The organism is Kitasatospora sp. NPDC057198 (assembly GCF_042670125.1).
Taxonomy (GTDB): domain Bacteria; phylum Actinomycetota; class Actinomycetes; order Streptomycetales; family Streptomycetaceae; genus Kitasatospora.
The window spans coordinates 1-14958 of the sequence record NZ_JBHUWH010000169.1; the positions used below are offsets into that span (position 1 = coordinate 1).

Consider the following 14958-nt stretch of genomic DNA (forward strand, 5'->3'; position numbering starts at 1 on the left):
CCGCCGCACCGCGCCGCCGGCCGGACGCGCTGCCGCGCCCGCTGGCCGCCGCCCTCGGCGAGCCGCCCGCCGCCCGGCCACCCGCCGCGCGCGGCCGCCGGCTGGTGTTCGCCGCCGCCGGGGCGTTCTCGGTCGCGGCCGTCACCCTCGGCGGGGTCGGCGGCGTCACGGCGGGCCAGGGCACCGAACGGCAGCCCACCAGCGTCACCCCGGTCGGCGGGGCGATCGTCCCGGTGAACGCCCAGCGGCCGGTGGACGTGCAGGACTACCCGCTGCGCGCCCGCTACCAGCTGGAGGCGTCGTCCCCGCCCACCGGTGACCCGCGGCAACTCCTGCGCTAGCCTGCCTTCACCGGCACGCCGTCGACGCCGGTCACCCGGGTGGTCTTTACCACGGTTTCATCCTCCGGGGACCGGGGGGACGGCCGCCCGCGTTTACCCTTGGTTCAGCGTTGTCGGGTGCTGGGAGTTCAGGTGTTCGGAGACATAGGCGGACTGGAGGTCGTGACGGTCATCGTCATGGCCATCGTGATCTTCGGCCCGGACAAGCTCCCCAAGCTGATCCAGGACACGATGGGCTTCATCCGCAAGGTCCGCTCCTTCGCGGACAGCGCGAAGGAGGACATCCGCAGCGAACTCGGGCCGGAGTTCCAGAACTTCGACTTCGAGGACCTCAACCCGAAGACCTTCGTCCGCAAGCAGCTGATCGGCGACGGCGACGACCCGCTCGGGCTCAAGGACCTCAAGGACAGCGTCGACATCAAGTCCGCGCTGAACGGCGGCGGCACCGGCGGCTCCACCCGGACGCCCAGCGCCTCGGTGGACTTCTCCAAGGCCGCCGACCCCGGCCCCGCCCTGGCCGCCGGCGAACGCCCCCCGTTCGACCCCGACGCGACCTGAGGCCCCGGCCGCCCGATCCCGACGACGCCCCGTCCTGCCCCGGCAAGGCGGGGCATCGCCGTCCGCGCCGCTATCGTTTCCCCTGCCCCTCCGGACGGCGGACCCTGTGGGTTCCGTCACGACCGGCCGCGTCCGGCCCGGTTTCCCGGACGCGGGGGCCCGGGTGCGCGACCATGGAGCGCCCGGGGAGCACAGCAGAGGAGAGGCCCGCAGTGGACGTCACGCACCGTACGGCAGGCGCCCCCGCCGCCCGCCGCGCCGCCGACCCGCTGGCCGGCTACCGCGCCGCCGACTTCCCCTGGTACGGCCTCGACGAGGGCTGGACCGGGCGCCGCTGGCTCGGCCAGGTCGGCACCGGCCAGCGCGCCGCCGACACCGGCACCCCCGACTACGGGACCCTCGGCCACGGCGACGAGCCCGCCCGCGGCCCCGAGACGCGCGACACCCGCCGCTTCGCCGTGGTCGTCACCGTCGCCCGCCGCGACGTGCGCCGCAGCGCCGACGACACCGGCACCCTGGAGGCCACCTCCGCCTCCTCCGCCGCCTGGCTGGCCGGCTCCGGCCTGCTCGCCGCGACCTGGCCCGGCAACCTCGACCGCACCCTGCGGCAGAACTGGCTCGACCAGCAGTCCGCCCTCGCCTGGGACCTGGCCGACGACCTCGAAGGCCCCGCCTGGTCCACCCTCACCCTGCCCGTCAACGGCCTCCCGCAGCCCTTCCGCTACCGCGAGTCCGAACACGGCTGGGTCCTGGCCGGCGAGGCCCCCGGCGTCCTGATCGGCGCCTACGGCCGCTCGGTGTCCGCGTACGGCGTCGGCTTCACCACCGTCGCCGACCTCGGGGCGTACGACGGGCGGTAGCGCCCGCCGCGCCTCACCCGTAGCACTCGTACGAGCCGTCGTCCTGCCGGGCGATCAGGCCGCCGTCGCAGTCCAGCATCGGGGCCAGCACCGTCGCCCGCCAGGCCCCGAAGAGCAGCAGCGGGACCGCCACGGCCACCACCGCGATCCGGCTCCCGCGGCCGCGGCCGAGCAGGCCGACCACGGCCCCGGCCACCACCAGCAGCAGGCCCAGGGCCAGCACCGCCGCCGCGATCCCGGAGGTGTTGTCGCGCAGGCCCACGAACAGCGGGTCCTCCAGCTCCATGGTGAAAACCGTGCTGAGCAGCGTCAGCAGCGCCCCCGGCACCAGCAGCACCGCCGCCAGGCACCCCGTGTTCCGTCGTCCGTCCACACCCTGTGGACACCCCGCCCGCCCTCCCGGTTCCGCCACCGCCGCGCGGACCTCCGCCGCCCCGGCAGCCGCTACGGTGGGCCCCACACGACCTGAGGGGGACGGACGATGGACAACTACGACATCCACGTCGGCGCGGCCAGGCAACTGCTGACCGAGGCCCACCGTCGCTACAACGGCAGGTTCACCGCCGAACAGGCCGCCTCCTTCGCCCAGGTCGAGGCCCTGCTCGCGATCGCCGCCGCGATCCGCACCCACCCGCACTGCCCAACCGCCGATCACGCCGCCGCCCAGGCCGCGGCCGTCACCGCCTCGACGCCCCCGGCCCGCCGCTCGGAGTGACCCCACGCGAACGGCCCCGGGCGCGGTGCCCGGGGCCGTCCGTCGTGCTGGGGTGCCGTCAGAACTTGTTCTTCGGGGTCAGGCCCAGCGAGAGGCCGGAGAGGCCGCGCTGGCGGCCGGAGAGCTTGCCGGCGATGGTGCGCAGGGCGGCGCCGGCGGGGGAGTCGGGGTTGGAGAGGACGACCGGGCGGCCGTCGTCGCCGCCCTCGCGCAGGCGGACGTCGATCGGGATGGAGCCGAGGACGGGGACGGTGGCGCCGACGCTGCGGGTGAGGGCGTCGGCGACGGTCTGGCCGCCGCCGGTGCCGAAGACGTCGATCATCTCGTCGCAGTGCGGGCAGGGCATGCCCGACATGTTCTCGATCACGCCGACGATCTTCTGGTGGGTCTGCAGGGCGATCGTGCCGGCCCGCTCGGCGACCTCGGCGGCGGCCATCTGCGGGGTGGTGACGATCAGGATCTCGGCGTTCGGGACGAGCTGCGCGACCGAGATGGCGATGTCGCCGGTGCCGGGCGGCAGGTCGAGCAGGAGGACGTCGAGGTCGCCCCAGTAGACGTCGGCGAGGAACTGCTGGAGGGCGCGGTGCAGCATCGGCCCGCGCCATACGACCGGGGCGTTGCCCGGGGTGAACATGCCGATCGAGATGACCTTCACGCCGTTCGCCGACGGCGGCATGATCATGTCCTGGACCTGGGTCGGCCGGCCCTCGACGCCCAGCATCCGGGGCACGCTGTGGCCGTAGATGTCGGCGTCCACCACGGCGACCTTCAGGCCGTCCGCGGCCAGCGCCGCCGCCAGGTTGACCGTCACCGAGGACTTGCCGACGCCGCCCTTGCCGGAGGCCACCGCGTAGACCCGGGTCAGCGTGCCGGGCTTGGCGAACGGGATCTCCCGCTCGGGGGCGCCGCCGCGCAGCAGGGTGGAGAGCTCGCGGCGCTGCTCCTCGCTCATCACGTCGAGCTCGACGGAGACCGTGGTGACACCGGGGACGGCGGACACCGCGTCGGTGACCCGCTGGGTGATCGTCTCGCGCATCGGACAGCCGGAGACCGTGAGGTACACCGCGACCTTCACCGCGCCGCCGTCGCCGATCTCGACGGACTTCACCATGCCGATCTCGGTGATCGGACGGTTGATCTCCGGGTCGTGGACGCTCGCCAGGGCTTCCCGGACGGACTGCTCCGTCACCCCGGCCGCCACCTCTGTCTCGTTGGCCATGTGTTGATGGTACGGCGCGGCGCCCCGCCCCCGACTCGCCGGTAGCGTGCCGCCGGTCACAGCGTGTCGGCGGACTCCCGGCGGTCGTCCAGTTCCTTGAGCAGCGACTGCAGTTCGGAGCGGACGAAGTCGCGGGTGGCGACCTCGCCGAGGCCCTGCCGCAGGGCTGCGACCTCGCGGGTCAGGTACTCGGTGTCGGCGATGTTGCGGTCGCTGCGGGCCCGGTCCTGCTCCATGTTGACCCGGTCCCGGTCGTCCTGGCGGTTCTGCGCGAGCAGGATCAGCGGGGCCGCGTACGAAGCCTGCAGCGAGAGCATCAGGGTCAGGAAGATGAAGGGGTAGTCGTCGAAGCGGACGGACTCCGGCAGCAGGGTGTTCCAGACCACCCAGGCGATGATCACCACCGTCATCCAGACGATGAACCGGCCGGTGCCCAGGAAGCGCGCGATCCGCTCGGAGAGCTTGCCGAACGCCTCCGGGTCCCAGGCGGGCAGCCGGATCAGGCCGGGGCGGCCGGTGCGCGGCTGGTCCAGCCGGGAGCGGGGGCCGCCGGGGGCGGAGGAGGGGCGTTCCTCGCGGCGGCCGCGCTGCTCCCGGGCCCGCAGTTCGCGCAGTTGCCGCAGCTCGCGCAGCTCGCCCTGGATCCGCTGGCCCGAGGTGCCGTCGCTCTGGCGCTTGCGGTCACCGTCCACCGTGCACCTCGCTCGTTCCCGTACTCGTCTCCGGGCTCGTCTCCGGGCTCGTCCCCGTGCCGATGCCGTGCGCGGCGCCCTCGCGCCAGTCGTCCGGCAGCAGGTGGTCCAGGACGTCGTCGACGGTGACGGCGCCCAGCAGGTGGTCGTCCTCGTCGACCACCGGCGCGGCCACCAGGTTGTAGGTGGCCAGGTAGGAGGTGATCAGCGGCAGCGGGGTGTTCGGCGGCAGCGGGTCCAGGTCGTCGTCGACCAGCGAGCCGACCAGGGTGTACGGGGGTTCGCGCAGCAGGCGCTGGAAGTGCACGGTGCCCAGGTACGTCCCGGTCGGGGTCTCGTTCGGCGGACGGCACACGTACACCTGGGCGGCCAGCGCCGGCTTGGTGTCCGAGACCCGCACCCGGGCGAGGGCCTCGGCGACCGAGGCGTCCGGCTCCAGCACGATGGGCTCGGTGGTCATCAGGCCGCCCGCGGTGTCCTCCTCGTAGGAGAGCAGGCGGCGCATCTCCTCGGCCTCGGCGGGCTCCATCAGCCGCAGCAGGCGCTCGGCGTCCGCCTCCGGGAGTTCGGAGAGCAGGTCGGCGGCGTCGTCCGGGTCCATGGTCTCCAGGATGTCGGCGGCGCGTTCCTCCTGGAGCTTGCCGATGATCTCCACCTGGTCGTCCTCGGGCAGCTCCTCCAGGACGTCGGCCAGCCGGTCGTCGTCCAGCGCGGCGGCGACCTCGGCCCGGCGCTTCGCCGACAGGTGGTGCATGACGTTGGCCAGGTCGGCGGGGCGCAACTGCTCGAAGGTGGCAAGCAGGTTGGCCGCGCCCTGCCCCTCCTCGGCGAGCGAGAAGCCGGTCACCGCCGACCAGTCCAGCAGCAGCTGCTCACCCCTCGCCTTGCGCAGCCGGCTCGGACGGCCGACCTGCACGAAGACCCTGTCGATCTCCCACTCGCGCAGCCGGGTCTGCACCATCGCCACGTCCAGGACGGTCACCTCGTCGGCGGTCTTGGTGCGGGTCACGGTGCGGTCCAGCAGCTCGGCCAGCACCAGCGTCTCGGACGGGCGCTGCTCGAAGCGGCGCATGTTCAGCAGCCCGGTGGAGAGCACCTGCCCGGACTCCAGGCTGGTCACCCGGGTCATCGGCAGGAAGATCCGCCGCCGCCCGATCACCTCCACCACCAGCCCCAGCACGCGCGGCGGCCGCCCGCCCAACCGCAACGAGACCACCACGTCCCGGACCCGGCCGACCTGGTCACCGTTCGGGTCGAACACCGGGACACCGGAGAGATGGGAGATGAAGACCCGGCTGCCTGGCCCCGCCATGCGCGACTCCCTCCGGCGAAAACGGACACAACCCCCCAAATCTAGCGGCGGAGGCCGGAGGAAGCCGCCTCGGCGCGGGCGAGAGGGTGCTATTCGGGGGGCGCGAGGAACCGCTGCGCGGGCGGGACGGGTACCGCTCGGGGAGGGGGAACCGCTGCGGCGGGCGGGACGGGCGCCGCTCGGGGAGGGGGAACCGCTGCGGCGAGCGGGATGGTGCATTCAGGGGCGCGGGGAACTGCGCGAGGCGGGAGGTGAACGTCAGCGAGGTCGCGAGGTGGGCGGTGGGTTGTCGTTTCCTCGCGATCTTGCGGTGGGTGCCTGGTTGCTCGCGCAGTTCCCCGCGCCCCTGGCTTCGCGGGGTCTGCCCGCGTCCCTGGCTCGCGGGGTCTGCCCGTGTCCTGGCTTCGCCAAGTCTGCCTGCGTCCCTGGCTCGCGGGGTCTGCCCGTCTCCTGGCTTCGCCAAGCCTGCCTGCGCCCCTGGCTTCGGGGGGTCTGCCCGCCGTCCCTGGCTTCGCCGGGTCTGGTGCGGTGGTTTCCTGCGTTCCTGCTTCGTGTCAGCGCTTGCGCTTCTTGAAGAGGATCTTGGGCAGCCCCGCCGGGATCGGTTCGCGGGTGGTGGCCGGGGTGGGCAGGGGGGCCGCGGTGAGGGCGTCGTCGGGGAGGGGGGCGAGGGGGGCGTCGTCGGGGGTGAGGCGCAGGACGTGGCACTCGCGGGCCCAGCGGTCGCCGATGGTGTCGGTGTCGGGGGCGTTGAGGCGCTTGCCCTTGAGTTCCTCGACGGCGCCGTCCCAGGCGGGGGTGCCGGGTTCGAGGCGGGTGACAGTGGCGGTGAGGGCGACCAGGCGGCCCCACTTGTCCTTGCTGCGCAGGGTCACCGCGGCGGAGCCGCTCGCGGCGAGGCCGTGCAGGGGCTGCTCGGAGCCGTCGCCGACCACGACGATCGCGCCGTCGTGCCAGGCGTGCCAGAGCGGGCGGGCGGACGGCTGCCCGGCGGGCTGGACCCAGAGCAGGCCGGACTTCTTGGCGGCTTCTTCCACCAGGGCCCGGTCGAGGAGGTCGGTCGGGCTCGGGGTCGTCGTACGCTCCATGCCGCACAGCGTACGGCTTGGCCGGACGGGGCCGGTCCCATCCCCCGGGCGACAGTGCCGTAGCGTGCCGACAGCCCTTACCGTTTATGCCGTCCATCACCACCAGGCACCGCACACTGCCCGAAGGAGCGCCGTGACCGCCGTCAGCACCACCACCCCCGCCGCACCCCCGGCGCTCGGGGACGGACGGCAACTGCCGCGCACCGACCTGCTGCTGCTGGCGGTGTCGATCGCGGGCATCTCACTGTCCGCACCGCTGATCAGCGCGACGGTCGCGCCCGCGCTGGCGATCGCGTTCTGGCGCAACGGCATGTCGGTGGCGGTGCTGGGCCCGTACGCGCTGTGGCGGCACCGGGCCGAGCTGCGCGGCATCACCCGGCGGGCGCTGGCGCTGGCGGTGGCGGCGGGCGCGCTGCTGGCGCTGCACTTCGCGCTGTGGATGCCCAGCCTGCGGATGACCTCGGTGGCGTCGGCGACCGCGCTGGTGACCACCACCCCGCTGTGGACGATCCTGCTGATGCGGCTGTGCGGGGTGCGGGCGCCGCGGCTGGTGTGGCTGGGCACGGGCCTGGCGTTCGCGGGCGTGCTGGTGCTGACCGGCGTCGACCTGTCGGTCTCCTCGCGGGCCCTGCTGGGCGACGGCCTGGCGCTGGCGGCGGGCGCGGCCGCGGCCGGGTACATGCTGCTGGGCGCGGAGGTGCGGCGCACCGTGTCGACCACCGCGTACACCCTGGTCTGCTACGCGACCTGCGCGGTCGTGCTGCTGGCCCTCTGCCTGCTGACCGGCGTCCGGCTGGGCGGCTGGTCGGCGGGGGCGTGGTGGCAGATCTTCCTGCTGATGGTGGCGGCGCAGCTGCTCGGGCACTCGCTGAGCAACCGGGTGGTGCGCACCCTGGGCCCGTCGATCACCTCGACGGCGATCCTGCTGGAGACCCCGGGCGCGGCGCTGATCGCCGCGGTGTGGCTGGGCCAGTGGCCGCCGGCGGCGGCCTACCCGGCGGTGGGGCTGATCCTGCTGGGCCTGGTGCTGGTGGCCCGGGCGGAGCGCCGCTGACGCCCCGCCCGCCCCGCCGCCGATGCCCCGCCCGCCCGGCGGGCCGTCACAGCCAGCCGTTGCGGCGGAAGCCCCGGTACATGCCGACGCAGATCACCACGATCGCGCCGAGCACCGTCGGGTAGCCGTACGTCGACTTCAGCTCCGGCATGTTCTCGAAGTTCATCCCGTACACACCGGTGATCATGGTCGGGACGGCGAAGATCGCGGCCCAGGCGGTGATCTTGCGCATGTCCTCGTTCTGGGCGACCGAGACCTGCGCCAGGTTGGCCTGCAGCAGCGAGTTCAGCAGTTCGTCGAAGCCCTGCACCTGCTCGCTGACCCGGGCCAGGTGGTCGGCGACGTCCCGGAAGTACTTCTGCATGTCGAGGTCGACCAGCCGCGCGGTGGGCTCGGACAGCTGGAGCATCGGCCGCAGCAGCGGGGTGACGGCCCGCTTGAACTCCAGCACCTCGCGCTTGAGCTGGTAGACCCGGCCGACGTCCGCGCCGCGGCCGCCCTTGTTGGCGAACACGTCGTACTCGATCTCGTCCACGTCGTTCTGCAGGCGGTCGGCGACCAGCAGGTAGTTGTCCACCACGTGGTCGGCGATCGCGTGCAGCACGGCGGCCGGGCCCTTGGCGAGCAGGCCGGTGCCCTCGGCGTCGGCCTCCAGGCGGTGGCGCAGCTCGCGCAGCGAGGAGTGCGCGCCGTGCCGGACGGTGATCACGAAGTCCGGCCCGGCGAAGACCATCAGCTCGCCGGTCTCGATCACCTCGCTGGTCGGGGTGAGCTGCTCGTGCTCGACGTAGCGGACGGTCTTGAACACCGCGAACAGCATGCCGTCGTACCGCTCGACCTTGGGGCGCTGGTGCGCGTGCACCGCGTCCTCCACGGCCAGCGGGTGCAGGCCGAAGCGCTGCGCGATGCCCTCGAACTCGGCCTCGGTCGGCTCGTGCAGGCCGATCCAGCTGAACGAACCGGGCGCCGACTGGTGCGCCGCCTTCACCTGCCGGGCGGCCTCGCGCGGGCTGCAGGTCTCGGCGGCCCGCTTGCCCTGCTGGTAGACGGCGCAGTCCACCACCGCGGACGGGGTGTCGCCGGGCTTCGACTCGAACGCGTCGCCGACCCGGCGGCGGGCTGGACGGACGACGGCGGCGCGCAGGTTGTGCATCATCGACATGGCACGGGCTCCCTAGGGCCGGACCGGCGCGCCCCGGGACGTGCCGGGGGAACGCGACGGCGGAAAACACCGGTGGACACGCCGGGGCTGAGGAAGTGTCAGAAAGCCGTTCGCTGGGCGGGTTTCGTCGGATCAGACCCGGGGAAGGTGCTCTCTCGGCCGCGCGCGACGCTGCGGGTGGCCCTGGTCAGTCGCGGGAGCGGCGGGCCGGGGTGGGCCGGAGAGAGCTGCCGGTACTGCATGGTCGACTGCTGTCCACCGTGACCACCTCCTCCACGCCGGGGCCCGCGCGGGGGCCGTCGCGGCCCTGGTTCGTATTCACAAGGCCGACCGCTCACATTAACAGCTCTTCCCGGCGCCGCGCCCGGCATTCGTCGTCCGCCGGGTAAAGCTCGCGCCAAGGTTCGACACGGCCCGCCCGCGCTAAGGTCGCGGCATGGCGCACGACTTCCCGCACTTCGGCGGCTTCTCGCAGCCCGGTGGCGGCTCCGGCCCGACCCGGCAGACCGTCCTCACCCTGGTCGAGGCCCGGCTGACCGGCACCTTCGGCGAACCCACCGGCCGGGCCGCGGTCACCTTCGTCGGCGCGGACCGGATCGAGGTGCTGCGCTTCGGCCCGGACACCGACGGCCTGGTCCGCTACGCGACGCTCGGCATGGCCGCCGCCCCGATGGCCGACCCGACCTCCCCGGTCGCCGACCCGGTGCGCGGCCCGCGCGCCGAGCTGCTGCTGACCGTCCGCGGCGGCCGCGACGAGGTGCACCGGGCGCTCGCCGTGCTCGCCGCCAGCCCGCAGGTCGAGGGCCTGGTGGTGGCCCCCGGCGGCTCGCTCGACCTGGGCTCCCCGCTGTGGGCCGGCGCCCCGTTCACCTCGGTGCTGGCCGCCGAGCCCGGCGGCCTGGTCGAGGACCTCGAACTGCCCGAACCGGCCGACCCGGTGCGCTTCCTGCCGCTGCTGCCGATGACCCCCAACGAGGCCGCCTTCAAGCGCGTCCAGGGCGCCGAGGCGCTCCAGGAGCGCTGGCTGAAGCACGGCACCGACCTGCGCGACCCCGCCCGCCGCGGCGTCCCGCTGGACTGACCGGGACGCGCGGGCGACGGGCGGCCGGGCCGACGGGGGCCGGCCGCCCGGTCAGCCGGTGATCGGCGCGGCCCCCTTCGCCTGCGCCAGCAGCTCCTCGTACGCGGCCGGGTCGGTGGTGTGCTCGCCCAGCCGGACGGTCTTGCGGCTGCCGTGGTAGTCGCTGGAGCCGGTGGTGAACAGCCCCAGTTCGGCCGCCAGGCTGCGCAGCCGGGCCCTGGTCTCCTCGTCGTGGTCGGTGTGGTCGACCTCCAGCCCGCCCAGCCCGGCCGCCGCCAGCTCGGCGATCACCGCGTCCGACACCGTCCGCCCGCGCTTCACCGCCCCCGGGTGCGCGAACACCGGCACCCCGCCCGCCGCCCGCACCAGCCGGACCGCCGCCACCGGGTCGGTCTCGTGCTTGCGGACGTCCGCCCGCCCGCCGTTGGCCAGCCACTCGGGCGTGAACGCGTCCGAGACGCTCGCCACCACGCCCGCCTCCACCAGCGCCGAGGCGATGTGCGGACGCCCCACCGAGCCGTCGCCCGCGATCCGCGCCACCTGCTCCCAGCTGATCGGCGCCCCCAGCTCCCGGCAGCGCTCCACGATCGCCCGCCCGCGCCGGAACCGGTCGGTGCGCACCAGCTCCCGCTCGGCCGCGAAGGCCGGCTCCGCCGGGTCGAACAGGTACGCCAGCAGGTGCATGCTGACGCCGCCCACCTGGCAGGACAGCTCCGCGCCCGGCACCAGCACCAGCCCCGTGCCGGCCACCGCGGCCGCCGCCTCCGCGTGCCCGGCCACCGTGTCGTGGTCGGTCAGCGCCACCACGTCCAGCCCGGCCGCGACCGCGTTGGCGACCAGTTCGGCCGGGGAGTCGGTGCCGTCGGAGGCGTTGCTGTGGGTGTGCAGGTCGATGCGCATGCCGCCCAGGATAGGGAGCCCGCCGGGGCCGGGGGCAGCGGACGGCCCGTCAGACCGCCCCCCTAGGCTGTTCGCATGGAGACGACGAACGGTCCGGCCGAGGCCCTGCGGGCCGCCCTGGCCGCCGAGCCCGATGTGCATTCGAGCCAACTCAACTGGCTGCTGGGGAAGTTCGGCCCCGAGTACCTCGACGAACTGGTCGGCCTGATCGACCACCCGAACGACGGGGCGCGCTATGCGGTGCTGCACACCCTGGGGGGGTTCGGCCCCGCCGCGCTGCCGGCGCTGCGGCCCGTCCTGGAGTGCTTCGGCAGCAAGCAGCGCCAGTACCAGGCGGGCGAGGTGGTGAAGCGGATCGGCTCCGCCGCCGTCCCCGAACTGCTGGCCATCCGCGCCCAGGGCCCCGGCCGGCTGCGCCGGCACGCCCTGCACGCCCTCGCCCTGCTCGGCGAGGCCGAGCGGCTCACCGAGCGCGACCGGGCCGCGATCCGGCGGCTGGTGGACATCAAGCTGCTGGACGAGCAGGCCACGGAGGAGGAGTGGGAGTACTGCTGGCTGGCGGTGCCGGGGGAGGAGTACCGGGCGGCCTTCGAGGTGCTCGGCCTGCACGACCCCGTCCCCGCCACCCTGGCGATGGGCCGGACCAACCCGCTGTCCGACGAGGTCGAGATGGTCGACGACGACGGCACGAAGCGGACCGTGCGCCGGGTCTTCGTCACGCCCGAGTTCGCCGGCTGGCGGCTGTTCTTCGGCAACCACCTGATGCTGACCTGCTTCGACAACGACCTGGTCGTACGGGTCGCCGAAGCCTGCGGCCGGGCGCACTTCCACTACAAGGGCGACTTCGGGGAGGCCCACCACTGGGTGATCGCCGAACGCGGCCGGGGCGTCGTCCGCTCCTACGCCGCCGAGGGCGACCCGGAGTGGACCGGGGAACCGCTGCCCTGGGAGCGGCCGCAGACCGAGGACCCGTACTGGGACCCGGACGAGGGGGAGACGCCCGGTGCCTCTATGGAGACCGACTCCGCGGAGGCGGCCGCCCGGAGCAGCATCGACCCGGACCGGATCGACGAGGACACCCCGCGCAGCGGCCACGGCTGGCTGCTGGTGACCGAACCCGGTTTCGGGCACGGCGAGTTCTACAACGCGCTGGAGATCTGAGCCGCGGGCCGGGGGGCCGGGCCCCGGGCTCAGCCCAGCAGCCGGGGCGAGAGCGCCCCGCAGGGCAGCAGGCCGAGCTCGGCCCCCGCGTCCCGCAGGTCGGTCAGCACCAGCTCGTCGTGCATCAGCAGCGCCGACTGCTCGGGCCAGGCGATCGCCCACAGCCACAGGCCGCGGGCCTCGCCGACGTACACCGCCCGGTCGTCCGGCGCGCCCGGCACGTGGAACATCGGGGTCGGCCGGCCCGCCGCCATCAACTTCGCGTCGGCCGGCTTGTACAGCGCCACCGAATCACCCGGATCCGGCCCGTCCAGCCCCGCGTAGCGGGCCCCCAGGCCGATGCCCAGCTCCTCGGCCACCAGCACCAGCTCGCCGAAGCCGCCCAGCGGGGCCGGGCCGGAACAGGCGACGGCGGTGGCCCGGGCGCCGGACAGGTCGTCGCCCGCGTGCGCGATCCCGGTGAACAGCCAGCCCACCGGCAGCGGCCAGGGCAGCCAGACCGGCACCTGCGAGCGGTTCACCGCCACGTTCAGGGCCTCGATGCTGGGGGGCAGCACCGGCTGCATCGGGTGCACGGCACCGTGCAGGTCGCACTGCCAGGTGTCGGAGAAGAGACCGGGGGCGCGGACCCGACCGGCGCACCTCGGGCAGCTTGGCTCGCCCCTCATAACCGACAACGGTCCTCCCTCCGGACAGCTGCGTCAAGGACGATCACCCGTAAGGAGTGCGTCACGAGCCGCCCCCGGCAACGGCCCGGGTCCGGCAGAGGTGATGTCCCGGCACGCCCCCCGTCAAACCCCCGCAGGTGGCGGCCCCCGAACAGACTGACGCCCCGTCGTCCCAGGGGTCTCCTGCGGTGACGGGGCGTCAGCCGGGTATCGGAACGTCGGAGGACTCGGAAGCCCTGCCGCGTCCGCTCACACGGCCTTGCACGGCCGGATGTACAGGCGCTCGCCGGTCTGTGCGGCGGCCTTCAGGTACTCGGAGACGGTCTCCGCGTCGGCGATCAGCCGATCGCTCTCCGTCCCCGCGTGATCCAGGCGGAGGATCTCGAAACGCATGGGCCTCTCCCTTCCCGTCCTCGGGGTCCGAGGCGGACTCGGCCGACGGTCGGCCACCGGGCGGTGGCTCGTCGGCGTTGGCTGGGTCGGACGTCCGGCAGGTGCGGTCACCCGTCGCTCCCCCCACTCTCAGGCAGGACTCGTTCAGCGGCACTTTCCCTTGCGGCACCGGAGGGAGGCTGTGGTGCCCCGGATCCACCGTGCCGCGACGCTGCTACCCGGCGGTTGCCCGCCGGTAAATCCGTGGTTTCGGCGGCCGGAGGAGGGTGCGGCCGTCGGAGGGTGTTGATCCCGGACGAAATCAAATATTACCCGAGCTAACGATTCTTGTCGCGTGAAAACCGGGGCCGACTTCTGAACGACGGTCAGGAGACCCGCCCGTGGACGGGATCCGACCGGAAAATCCCGGCGACCGGCGACCGGCGTCACGGACCACCCGGCCGGGGCAGGCCGGGCGTCGGGCCGGGTGCCGGGCCGGGCGTCAGGCCGACCAGAACGCGGCCAGCGCCTCGGCCGTCGCGGCCGGCTGCTCCGCGTTGGGGGAGTGCCCCGCACCGGACACCACCAGCCGCCGCGCACCCAGCCGCTCCGCCATCGCGGACTGCTCCTCGACCGGCCACGCGTAGTCCTGCTCCCCGGACAGCACCAGCTTCCGCAGCCGCACCGCCGCCAGCTCGTCCACCCGGTCCGGGGCCGACACCAGGTGCGCCGCCATCGCCTTCAGCGCCACCGGGCCGTTCGCCAGCCAGCGGCGGTGCAGGAAGTCCGCGACCTCCGGATCCAGCGGCGGCACCCGCTCGCCCTCCAGCTGCCGCATCACCTGCCAGATCGACTCCAGGTCCATCGAGTCCAGCGCCTCCAGCAGCATCGCCGTCCGCGCCGCCTCCGCCGGGGCGATCGCCCCCGCCCCGGTCGACATCAGCGTCAACGACGCCCACGGCAGGTCCTCCGGCGCCGCGAGCACCGCCTCGCGCACCACCTGCCCCCCGAACGAGTGCCCCAGCAGGTGCACCGGCCCCGCCACCCCCAGCCCGGCCGTCACCGCCCGCACGTCCGCCCCCAGCGCCGCCACCGCGTACGCGGCCGGATCGTCCGGGCCGCCGGACTCGTACTGGCCCCGCTGGTCCACCGCGACCGTCCGGAAACCCGCCTCCGCGAGCGGCTCCAGCAGCGCGATGAAGTCCTCCTTGCTCCCCGAGAACCCCGGCACCAGCAACGCCGTCCCCCGCACCGCCCCCACCGGCTCCCCCCACAGCGCGGCCAACCCCGCCACCCGGACCGCCCGCGCACACGACGGCAACTTCAAGAACGGCGGCGTACTCATCCGCTGCGGCCCCTCATCATCTCCGGTCACCCGACGTCTCGGTGGCCACCCTACGGCGAACGGCACCGCCGGCAGGGGAGAGCCGCGACGACCCGGCGGGGGTGGCGCGGACGGGCGCTGCCGCGGCCGGCGGGGCGGTGCATCCAGGGGCGCGGGGAACCGCGCGCGGCGGCAGGTGAGCGTCCGCGAGGTCGCGGGGTGGGCGGGAACGCCGCAGGGGAGGGGCTACGTGGTGTCGGCCCTCCCCTGCGGGGTGGTGCTGGTTACTTCTCCACGGCCTTGCGGGTCCGGCGCGGGGCCGGGATCTCCTCGGCGGCGGTGGCCACGGCCTTCTTGGCGGCCCGCTTGCGCGGGGCCGGGGCGGCTGCGGCTTCTTCGGCGGGGGCCTCCACCGCGGCGGCGGCCTTCTTGGTGGTGCGCTTGCGGGGAG

16 protein-coding genes and 1 pseudogene are annotated in these 14958 nt (G+C 74.2%); 7 read left to right on the forward strand and 10 right to left on the reverse strand.

Features of this window, described 5'->3' with window-relative positions:
- The 3 genes and pseudogenes from ACFUEL_RS19805 to ACFUEL_RS19815 form a co-directional block, all read left to right on the forward strand.
- Positions 1–341, forward strand: a pseudogene (locus ACFUEL_RS19805) (hypothetical protein); the annotation flags it as partial.
- Positions 342–473: 132 nt separating this feature from the next.
- A complete protein-coding gene (locus tag ACFUEL_RS19810) occupies positions 474–899 on the forward strand; it encodes a sec-independent translocase (protein ID WP_380237671.1) in 426 nt (141 codons plus the stop codon).
- 173 nt (positions 900–1072) lie between these two features.
- Complete coding sequence (locus tag ACFUEL_RS19815; RefSeq protein WP_380237673.1) at positions 1073–1759, forward strand: hypothetical protein; 687 nt, start codon at positions 1073–1075, stop codon at positions 1757–1759.
- Positions 1760–1772: 13 nt separating this feature from the next.
- On the opposite strand, the gene ACFUEL_RS19820 is transcribed toward ACFUEL_RS19815, so the two are convergent.
- A complete protein-coding gene (locus tag ACFUEL_RS19820; protein ID WP_380237675.1) occupies positions 1773–2132 on the reverse strand; it encodes a hypothetical protein in 360 nt (119 codons plus the stop codon).
- Positions 2133–2240: 108 nt separating this feature from the next.
- Between ACFUEL_RS19820 and ACFUEL_RS19825 the strand changes: the two genes are divergently transcribed.
- The gene (locus ACFUEL_RS19825) at positions 2241–2474 is read left to right on the forward strand and encodes a hypothetical protein (RefSeq protein ID WP_380237676.1); all 234 of its coding nucleotides are present in this window, start codon (positions 2241–2243) and stop codon (positions 2472–2474) included.
- 58 nt (positions 2475–2532) lie between these two features.
- On the opposite strand, the gene ACFUEL_RS19830 is transcribed toward ACFUEL_RS19825, so the two are convergent.
- The 4 genes from ACFUEL_RS19830 to ACFUEL_RS19845 all read right to left on the reverse strand — a co-directional run bounded on the left by ACFUEL_RS19830 (position 2533) and on the right by ACFUEL_RS19845 (position 6785).
- The gene (locus tag ACFUEL_RS19830) at positions 2533–3693 is read right to left on the reverse strand and encodes an Mrp/NBP35 family ATP-binding protein (protein WP_380237678.1); all 1161 of its coding nucleotides are present in this window, start codon (positions 3691–3693) and stop codon (positions 2533–2535) included.
- Positions 3694–3749: 56 nt separating this feature from the next.
- Positions 3750–4298: a DUF1003 domain-containing protein gene (locus ACFUEL_RS19835; RefSeq protein WP_380237691.1), complete on the reverse strand. Its 549-nt coding sequence runs from the start codon at positions 4296–4298 to the stop codon at positions 3750–3752.
- 76 nt (positions 4299–4374) lie between these two features.
- Positions 4375–5697: a magnesium transporter MgtE N-terminal domain-containing protein gene (locus tag ACFUEL_RS19840; RefSeq protein WP_380237679.1), complete on the reverse strand. Its 1323-nt coding sequence runs from the start codon at positions 5695–5697 to the stop codon at positions 4375–4377.
- 554 nt (positions 5698–6251) lie between these two features.
- Positions 6252–6785, reverse strand: a complete 534-nt coding sequence (locus ACFUEL_RS19845; protein ID WP_380237681.1) for a hypothetical protein — start codon at positions 6783–6785, stop codon at positions 6252–6254.
- Between the two features lie 133 nt (positions 6786–6918).
- On the opposite strand from ACFUEL_RS19845, the gene ACFUEL_RS19850 reads away from it, so the two are divergent.
- Positions 6919–7839 carry a DMT family transporter gene (locus tag ACFUEL_RS19850; RefSeq protein WP_380237682.1) on the forward strand — a complete coding sequence of 307 codons (921 nt, stop codon included), beginning with the start codon at positions 6919–6921 and terminating at the stop codon, positions 7837–7839.
- 46 nt (positions 7840–7885) lie between these two features.
- On the opposite strand, the gene ACFUEL_RS19855 is transcribed toward ACFUEL_RS19850, so the two are convergent.
- Positions 7886–9001 (reverse strand): magnesium and cobalt transport protein CorA, encoded by a 1116-nt coding sequence (locus tag ACFUEL_RS19855; RefSeq protein ID WP_380237684.1) that lies wholly within the window; start codon positions 8999–9001, stop codon positions 7886–7888.
- Positions 9002–9437: 436 nt separating this feature from the next.
- Between ACFUEL_RS19855 and ACFUEL_RS19860 the strand changes: the two genes are divergently transcribed.
- The gene (locus tag ACFUEL_RS19860; protein WP_380237685.1) at positions 9438–10082 is read left to right on the forward strand and encodes a suppressor of fused domain protein; all 645 of its coding nucleotides are present in this window, start codon (positions 9438–9440) and stop codon (positions 10080–10082) included.
- Positions 10083–10133: 51 nt separating this feature from the next.
- Here ACFUEL_RS19860 and ACFUEL_RS19865 read toward each other — a convergent pair whose 3' ends face one another.
- Positions 10134–10982, reverse strand: a complete 849-nt coding sequence (locus ACFUEL_RS19865) for a PHP domain-containing protein (RefSeq protein ID WP_380237686.1) — start codon at positions 10980–10982, stop codon at positions 10134–10136.
- A gap of 75 nt (positions 10983–11057) precedes the next feature.
- Here ACFUEL_RS19865 and ACFUEL_RS19870 point away from each other — a divergent pair, with 75 nt between their 5' ends.
- Positions 11058–12143 (forward strand): HEAT repeat domain-containing protein, encoded by a 1086-nt coding sequence (locus tag ACFUEL_RS19870; protein WP_380237687.1) that lies wholly within the window; start codon positions 11058–11060, stop codon positions 12141–12143.
- Between the two features lie 29 nt (positions 12144–12172).
- Here the strand turns inward: ACFUEL_RS19870 and ACFUEL_RS19875 are convergent, their stop codons facing one another.
- The 3 genes from ACFUEL_RS19875 to ACFUEL_RS19885 all read right to left on the reverse strand — a co-directional run bounded on the left by ACFUEL_RS19875 (position 12173) and on the right by ACFUEL_RS19885 (position 14528).
- A complete protein-coding gene (locus ACFUEL_RS19875; protein ID WP_033211956.1) occupies positions 12173–12811 on the reverse strand; it encodes a DUF6758 family protein in 639 nt (212 codons plus the stop codon).
- A gap of 249 nt (positions 12812–13060) precedes the next feature.
- Positions 13061–13204, reverse strand: a complete 144-nt coding sequence (locus ACFUEL_RS19880; RefSeq protein ID WP_199528104.1) for a hypothetical protein — start codon at positions 13202–13204, stop codon at positions 13061–13063.
- 481 nt (positions 13205–13685) lie between these two features.
- Entirely contained in the window at positions 13686–14528 is an 843-nt protein-coding gene (locus ACFUEL_RS19885; protein ID WP_380237689.1) for an alpha/beta fold hydrolase, read from the reverse strand.
- Between the last annotated feature and the right edge of the window lie 430 nt (positions 14529–14958).

Bases quoted from the DNA above. Each gene is read 5' to 3' on its own strand.
- ACFUEL_RS19815 (WP_380237673.1), top strand. From the start codon at position 1,073: ATGGAGCGCCCGGGGAGCACAGCAGAGGAGAGGCCCGCAGTGGACGTC.
- ACFUEL_RS19825 (WP_380237676.1), top strand. From the start codon at position 2,241: ATGGACAACTACGACATCCACGTCGGCGCGGCCAGGCAACTGCTGACC.
- ACFUEL_RS19830 (WP_380237678.1), bottom strand. From the start codon at position 3,693: ATGGCCAACGAGACAGAGGTGGCGGCCGGGGTGACGGAGCAGTCCGTC.
- ACFUEL_RS19840 (WP_380237679.1), bottom strand. From the start codon at position 5,697: ATGGCGGGGCCAGGCAGCCGGGTCTTCATCTCCCATCTCTCCGGTGTC.
- ACFUEL_RS19845 (WP_380237681.1), bottom strand. From the start codon at position 6,785: ATGGAGCGTACGACGACCCCGAGCCCGACCGACCTCCTCGACCGGGCC.
- ACFUEL_RS19855 (WP_380237684.1), bottom strand. From the start codon at position 9,001: ATGTCGATGATGCACAACCTGCGCGCCGCCGTCGTCCGTCCAGCCCGC.
- ACFUEL_RS19860 (WP_380237685.1), top strand. From the start codon at position 9,438: ATGGCGCACGACTTCCCGCACTTCGGCGGCTTCTCGCAGCCCGGTGGC.
- ACFUEL_RS19865 (WP_380237686.1), bottom strand. From the start codon at position 10,982: ATGCGCATCGACCTGCACACCCACAGCAACGCCTCCGACGGCACCGAC.
- ACFUEL_RS19870 (WP_380237687.1), top strand. From the start codon at position 11,058: ATGGAGACGACGAACGGTCCGGCCGAGGCCCTGCGGGCCGCCCTGGCC.
- ACFUEL_RS19875 (WP_033211956.1), bottom strand. From the start codon at position 12,811: ATGAGGGGCGAGCCAAGCTGCCCGAGGTGCGCCGGTCGGGTCCGCGCC.
- ACFUEL_RS19880 (WP_199528104.1), bottom strand. From the start codon at position 13,204: ATGCGTTTCGAGATCCTCCGCCTGGATCACGCGGGGACGGAGAGCGAT.
- ACFUEL_RS19885 (WP_380237689.1), bottom strand. From the start codon at position 14,528: ATGAGTACGCCGCCGTTCTTGAAGTTGCCGTCGTGTGCGCGGGCGGTC.